The sequence below is a fragment of the Marinomonas aquiplantarum genome, from assembly GCF_003314975.1.
GTDB lineage: Bacteria > Pseudomonadota > Gammaproteobacteria > Pseudomonadales > Marinomonadaceae > Marinomonas > Marinomonas aquiplantarum.
The window spans coordinates 705534-712226 of record NZ_QNRF01000001.1 but is presented as its reverse complement, the minus strand read 5'-3'; the positions used below and the strand labels follow the sequence as shown (position 1 = coordinate 712226).

General features: G+C 43.3%; 5 protein-coding genes. 1 reads left to right on the top strand and 4 read right to left on the bottom strand.

All coding sequences use genetic code 11. From position 1 onward, the window contains the following. Nucleotides 1-417: 417 nt before the first annotated feature. The 4 genes from DFP76_RS03330 to DFP76_RS03315 all read right to left on the bottom strand — a co-directional run bounded on the left by DFP76_RS03330 (nt 418) and on the right by DFP76_RS03315 (nt 4375). Nucleotides 418-1221, bottom strand: a complete 804-nt coding sequence (locus tag DFP76_RS03330) for an ABC transporter permease (RefSeq protein WP_113873240.1) — start codon at nt 1219-1221, stop codon at nt 418-420. Then, nucleotides 1218-2105, bottom strand: coding sequence for an ABC transporter permease (locus tag DFP76_RS03325; protein WP_113873239.1), 888 nt, complete (start codon nt 2103-2105; stop codon nt 1218-1220). The genes DFP76_RS03330 and DFP76_RS03325 overlap by 4 nt, the downstream gene beginning before the upstream one ends. After that, nucleotides 2098-3186: an ABC transporter ATP-binding protein gene (locus DFP76_RS03320; protein ID WP_113873238.1), complete on the bottom strand. Its 1089-nt coding sequence runs from the start codon at nt 3184-3186 to the stop codon at nt 2098-2100. Before DFP76_RS03320 ends, DFP76_RS03325 begins: the two co-directional genes overlap by 8 nt. Before the next feature lie 76 nt (nt 3187-3262). Next, nucleotides 3263-4375, bottom strand: coding sequence for an extracellular solute-binding protein (locus DFP76_RS03315; RefSeq protein WP_113873237.1), 1113 nt, complete (start codon nt 4373-4375; stop codon nt 3263-3265). Between the two features lie 319 nt (nt 4376-4694). On the opposite strand from DFP76_RS03315, the gene DFP76_RS03310 reads away from it, so the two are divergent. After that, nucleotides 4695-6662, top strand: a complete 1968-nt coding sequence (locus DFP76_RS03310) for a methyl-accepting chemotaxis protein (RefSeq protein ID WP_245931857.1) — start codon at nt 4695-4697, stop codon at nt 6660-6662. Nucleotides 6663-6693 lie beyond the last annotated feature (31 nt).

Sequence of the window (6693 nt, the reverse complement as noted above, 5' to 3'; positions counted from 1 at the left end):
TCAATCTGAGCCATGATCAAACTCTTCAGTTAAAAAGTTTGCTCACTCAAATCTCGAAACACTAACAATTACTTAATAAAGCGAATTGACGTGTTAGACTCTCGTAAGACTTCAATTTCTTTTTTGAAGCCCCAGCGAGCGCCCACACAAATTATCTGATTATCTATTTTAAAGAGCGTGCTGACTTGTTTTGGTGTTGCTTCGATGCTTTGAAGTGCACCCCGTGTCAGCGAGGGCGTATATTAAGGATCTACAGATTTAGTGCAACCATTTTTTTCGTTTTTTTGATGTTTTGGTTAAGTTTTTAATATTTAGGTTAGAAGTTAATCAGAACTGTTCAATCCGCATACAAAAAGGCCTGTTATCAAAAGATAACAGGCCTTTTTAATATAGATCTTAAGCGTGTTTAGCTAACCATTAAGACCCTGTTTCATTCGCGGCTTCTTTGCGGCGCTTCCATTCGTACACCACGGCAAGCAAAATCGTGACGGTAATCATTACCAAACCTAGGGCATTCACCGCAGGTGTCAGACCCGTTCGAACTTTGGATGCGATATAAACCGTTAACGTCGTGTCATAGCCTTTTACAAACAGCGTCGTATTATAGTTTTCAAACGATTGTAAAAACGCAATCGCTGCCGCCGAAATTATGGCGGGTTTTAGGTAAGGTAACAAAATGCGTCGAAACGCTTGCCATTGTGTTGCCCCTAAACTTAACGCTGCATTTTCTAAGGTGCGATCGAAACGTTGCAATCTCGCCAAGACCATTAACATCACGTAAGCGGAAATAAAGGTTGTTTGAGCCACCACGGTCAAAAATACACCACCACTTACTGACAGGCCTTTCCAGAAAATTAAAGTCGAGATACCGACAATGACACCGGGCGTCAACAATGGCGACATCATAAGCGAGTAAATGAAGGTTTTGCCTTTACCCTGCACAGTCGACAGAAACAAAGCACAACAAATACCAATTGGTACGGCCACCACCAACACACCTGCCGCGACAATGATACTGGTCCATAGAGCCTGCCACATGGCACCATCTTGCGCCAAAGCATCAAACCACTTAAGCGTTGCACCACGCCAAGGAGAAACCGTAGGGAAGCGACTGTCGTTAAAAGTAGCCAAGCCCATGATAATAAGCGGTGTAAATAGGTATAAGAAAAATACCCCGATATAAAAGCGAACACCAAATCGCATAATGCTTTCTGAACTCATCGTGCAATGTCTCCTAGGCCCACTTTAAACACACGCATTACCAAGGCAATAAAGCCAATACAGATAACCAACAACAAGAAGGCATACGCAGCACCTTGGTTCCAATTACCACCTTCGAAGAACCAGTTGTAAATAATCTGGGTAAACCAACGACTTCCTGGAGAACCTAACAGAGCAGGTACAGCATAACTACCGGCCGCCAACATGAAGGTCATAATACATCCAGTCGCGATACCTGGTTTAGCATGTGGAATGATGACTCGCCAATGGGTTCGAATCCAACCTGCACCAAGGTTACGAGCGGCTTTAATTTGGTTGGTGTCCAAACTCTCAATGGCATTATAAATAGGAAAGATCATAAATAAGATATAGGCATAAACCATTCCGATTAATACACCGCCATCCCCCGACAAAAATCGGATCGGGCGATCAATCAGACCTAAGCCTAATAGCGCCGCATTTAAGGGCCCTTTGTACGCTAAAATAATGTACCAAGAGAAAGTTCGAAGGATTTCATTAATCCAAAAAGGAATAATCAGTAGTAATAGACATAAAGCGGCCTTTTGAGGCGTTGCCACTTTTGCCAAATAAAACGCAATCGGATAACTCACAATAAGAGTCAATGCCGTTACCAGAACGCTAGACCAAATCGTCTTAAAAAAGATTTTTAAATGGATCTGGTTACTAAACAAGGTTTCATAGTTAACCAAGGAATAGGTGTCTTTTGGCCCACCAATGTCCGCTGGCAACAGATTAGGACGAAAAGAGTAATCCACCATCAGAAGTTGCGGCATAATGACCAAAGCAATCAGCCAAATGGCAATCATACCCACAATGCCAATGGCTAACCCACTGCCAAAGCGAGCCTTTAGCTGGTTAAGCATTACTATCACCTCCAATCACAATGGCATCGCTCACGTTATAAGAAAGTGATAAAGCCTTCCCCTTCGCTAAATCATCATTGTATTGGTGCGCACCCAGTTGAATCGTTAGGTTTTGTTTTGAAGCGGCAGCGGTAGAAGTACTTAGTGTTAGGTATGCCCCTTCAAAGTTCACTTCTTCTATTTCAACGGCAATGCTCAACATGCCCTCTTCAGCTTGTAAGCGAAAATGCTCTGGACGAATAAACAAGGTCGCTTCTTCACCAACCGCTACAGAAGACTGTACTCGGCCTTTTAAGACGCCAAGTTCGCCACAATGAATCTCTGCAATACCACTATCAATACGCTCTACTTTGCCTTGAATCGCATTATTCTCACCGACAAAAGACGCGACAAAAGCCGTTTTAGGGTCACGGTATAAGGTAATAGGGTCAGCCACTTGCTGGATACGACCGGCGGACATCACGGCCACTCTATCCGACATGGTCAGAGCTTCACCTTGGTCATGTGTTATATAGATGAAGGTAATGCCAGTTTTACGCTGAATCTCTTTTAATTCTGTACGCATGTGCTGGCGCAGCTTTAAGTCTAAAGCGGAAAGCGGTTCGTCCAGCAACAACACTTGCGGTTCAACGGCCAACGCTCGAGCTATAGCAATCCGTTGTTTTTGGCCACCAGATAGTTCGGATACTTTCTTATGACCACTTCCTTCTAGCGCGACCAACTCCAATAAACGATCGGAGGCTTTCTTACGCTCACTTTTCGAAACTCCGCGGACTTCTAGGCCAAACTCAATATTTTCCGCGACTGTCATCAGCGGGAAAAGCGCGAGGTTTTGAAAAATCATCGATGTTGGACGTTTATTTGCAGGCACCCCTGCCATATCTTGCCCACCAATTTTGACACAACCTTCTGTCGGATCTAGAAAGCCGCTGATCATGTTCAGAATAGTGGTTTTACCACAACCGGAAGGGCCTAAAAAACTGAAAAACTCACCTGACTCAATTTTTAAATCAGACTTTTGAATGGCCGTAAAATCACCAAATTGCATGACAACATTGTCTAAATGAACACTACTATCCATTGATTCTCTCAAATACTAAAAATTAATGTAAAAAAAGCCCCTCGGAAACATCTCCCGAGGGGCTTTAACAAACGTTTTACGCTGATAAGTAACGATCTTGATATTCGTTACGAAGTGCCACATACCAAGGTTCTTGGATAGGCCACCACCATAGGTTAGCAAGATCCTGTTGTGTGTAAGAATCTTGGAAGAATTGTTTCGTTTCAGCCGGCAGCAAAGCGTCTGCACCTTTAGCCGTTGAGTTGTAACCAGTCGCTTTAACAAACATTGCGCCCGCTTCTGGTGTGTAGTACCAGTTGATGAATTCATAAACTGAATCCACATTATTGGCATTTTTAGGAATCACAAAACCTTCCATCCACGCCAAGGCACCTTCTTTTGGTGCGCCGTATGCGACAGGCTCACCTTCTGCTTTTAATTTGAAGGCTGTGCTGTCCCAAGTTTGGCCGATCACGGCACCATTTGCACGGAATGCACCTTGCGCCTCATTTTCAGTTGACCAGAATTGAGCAATAGCAGACTTATTCTCTACCGCTACTTTCAAAATAACATCAAAGTTAGCACGCATTGCCTGTTCGTTTTTGTACGAGTCAAGCAAAGGATAAGGCAGCTTACCCGCTTTTTCTAACCATAAACCAATACCAACTAATGCAGAGTGACCACGAACTGTTACGCCACCAGCATTCTCAGGCGTCCAAAGATCCCCATAACTTAGGTTCTTAGGGTCTACCTTGGCATATTCTGTATTATAAGCAATCGCTTCCGTACCCCAATCAGAAGGTGCGAAGTAACGCTTCCCTTTTACAATACCGCCGACATCAGAACCTTCTAAGGCACTATCAAGACAGCCGCTCCAGTTGATGCGTTTTACATCAAGAGGCTGAATTAGGTCGTAATCAACGTAACCCGGAACACGATCGACTGTCGGCATGATGATGTCAAAGCCTGTGCCATCTGTTGCACGCAATGAGTTCATTAACTCATCGTTCGTACCGTAAGGTGTAAAGGTGGCATTAATACCTGTTTTGGCTTTAAAGTCCGCCAACATTTCATCGGTAATGTAACCCGCCCATGCATAAATGCGCAGTTCTTTATTGGCGGCAATAGCACGGTTTATTGAGAATGGTGTCGCTGCAACAGCACCCGCAACCGAGGCACCTTTGACAAACTGACGACGTGAAAGTGTCATGTTCGAGCTCCTTTTTCGTTAATTGTTGTCACCTAATCAAAACGGAAATAACACAGAAATTCAACATTTATTAAACAGTCGTTTAATAATCCATCAAATTTAACGGATAATCATGACGATAAAGTGACCGCCCACTTTATTATCTAATAGCAATATAAATGTCACAGATGTCGCGCATAATCAGGATTCTGTCGTTAATAGTCTATAAATTCATGTCGAGTTCAAATCTTAATTGCTCCCTACAGCTGTAACAATTCTGTCATGAGATGATATTAAGGTAGCCTGCAATCGTAATAATTTGTTAATGGCAGGTCTTGAATTGAAAATATCCCACGTCACTCGCACGACAACCATGAGCTATCTAATCATTGCGGCTATGCTCATCGCCTTATTGTTATGGAGCTTAATGCAATTCCGTGGTGCCTTTGAAAAAAGTGATTCATACACTCAAGTATGGGAATATTCCGCCATTGATTTAAAACAACAGATTGAAAGCTACCTTTCGTCTGGTGAAGCTTCGACCTTACAATCTGCGCAAGAATTTATACAGACCAAAATTTATCCAACATTAGAAACCTTACCAGATGACATTAAAGATCCGATTCAAGCTCCTCTCGCAGAAATTCAGCAAAGCCTAGAATCCGATGTCAGAGCGGCGGGGAAACTGTCCGGCAGTCCATTTGCTTTAATTGAAAACAATGAACGTCAAATTTTACTCTCACTTGATGCCTTAGCCGATAAAATCAACCTTTACCTTGAAAGCAATAGCTTAGCAGATGCTGCACCTTACCTTGCTAGTCAGGCTTACTTGTATGCCGACCTTGCTCATGTGAATGGTGCCAAAAATGAATACCTAGCGAAAACGACCGAAGATAACCTTCAACGCTTAAAAGAAGCACTGATTCGCTTCCAAGCTAATATCAAAGCATTTTCTGAATTGCCTATTCTATCGTTAGAAGGTGATCAAGATACTGATACTGAAGATGACCTTTCAGCTTTGATGGGCTGGGATACCGACGAAAGCGACGACATAGTCGATCCGTTGGAAGAAGCAAAAAGTGAGTTACATACTTGGTCACACCGCTACCTTAAAGACGTGAGCTCAAGTCTTTCTGGGATTCAACAAGCCACAGCAGCGCAAACAAAAATTCGAGGGCTAATTGAGCAATTAGAAGAAACATTAAAAGCGGGAACAACTAATATTCAGCAAAGTGCTGAAGACACACAACAACAGACACTCATGGCGTTTTCATTATTTGTGCTACTCATGGTCATCACCACCATTGTCGTGCATATTTTCCAAAATAAAGTGGTCGTTAAAAGCGCCAAAGACCTTTATAACGCTGTAAAAGAGTTGGTCGAACATCAAAACGTCCAAACATTGAAAGTGGGCAAAACCAAAAATGAACTATCGGATGTCGCCCACTACTTAAACCGATATCTGGAACAAGTCAGCGTACAGCGCCAGCAAAGAGATACCGAATTGAATAATATTTCAGTATCTCTAAATGAGATGCTTAACGCATTCGGCCAAGTACATAAGCTGGGCATGGACTCAAAACAAAAATTGGATAACACCCTAGACTTGTCTAGCCAAGTAGAAGTTCTTGCCAACAAAGCGGAAGTTCGTGCTCAAGAAGTAGCAAGTTACGCCACCGACACCAACACGGCTATGACACACAGTGTCGATCAGGCAGCCGCATTAGCCCAAGCGAATCAAACCACGGTTGAACGTCTCGACAGCAGCCGTAACGCATTGAACAATCTAGAAAACTCAGTCTCAAGCGCTTCCTCTATTGTCGGCGGAATCAAGGATATTTCGGAACAAACAAACTTACTGGCTTTAAATGCCGCCATTGAAGCCGCACGCGCTGGAGAACATGGTCGTGGCTTTGCGGTAGTCGCCTCGGAAGTCAGAACACTTTCAAGCCGTACTCAGCAGTCTTTGGAAGAAATTACGGATATCTTTGCTTCCTTGAACTCAGCCACCGGTAAGCTAAAAAAGAACATTGAGCTGATTGAGCACGCATCTCACGAGCAAATCAGTCTTACCCAAGCCCTAGGACAATCCGCTCAGGATGTATTAGACAAATCACAACAATCAACTCACCTTGCTAAAAAAGCATCAGGTTATGCCGCGGAACAAAAAACCGGCATGAACCGACTCAATGAAGCTGTTGTTCAGATACGTGAACAAGCCAATGAGTCAGAAGCCTTTATGTCTCGTGTAACAGACAACATTAAACAGAAAATTCAGGACATCACCACCACACTTGGCATTCGATAACCCAGTCTTACCCATAAAAAAATCCAGCCGA

Bases quoted from the DNA above. Each gene is read 5' to 3' on its own strand.
- DFP76_RS03330 (WP_113873240.1), bottom strand. From the start codon at position 1,221: ATGAGTTCAGAAAGCATTATGCGATTTGGTGTTCGCTTTTATATCGGG.
- DFP76_RS03325 (WP_113873239.1), bottom strand. From the start codon at position 2,105: ATGCTTAACCAGCTAAAGGCTCGCTTTGGCAGTGGGTTAGCCATTGGC.
- DFP76_RS03320 (WP_113873238.1), bottom strand. From the start codon at position 3,186: ATGGATAGTAGTGTTCATTTAGACAATGTTGTCATGCAATTTGGTGAT.
- DFP76_RS03315 (WP_113873237.1), bottom strand. From the start codon at position 4,375: ATGACACTTTCACGTCGTCAGTTTGTCAAAGGTGCCTCGGTTGCGGGT.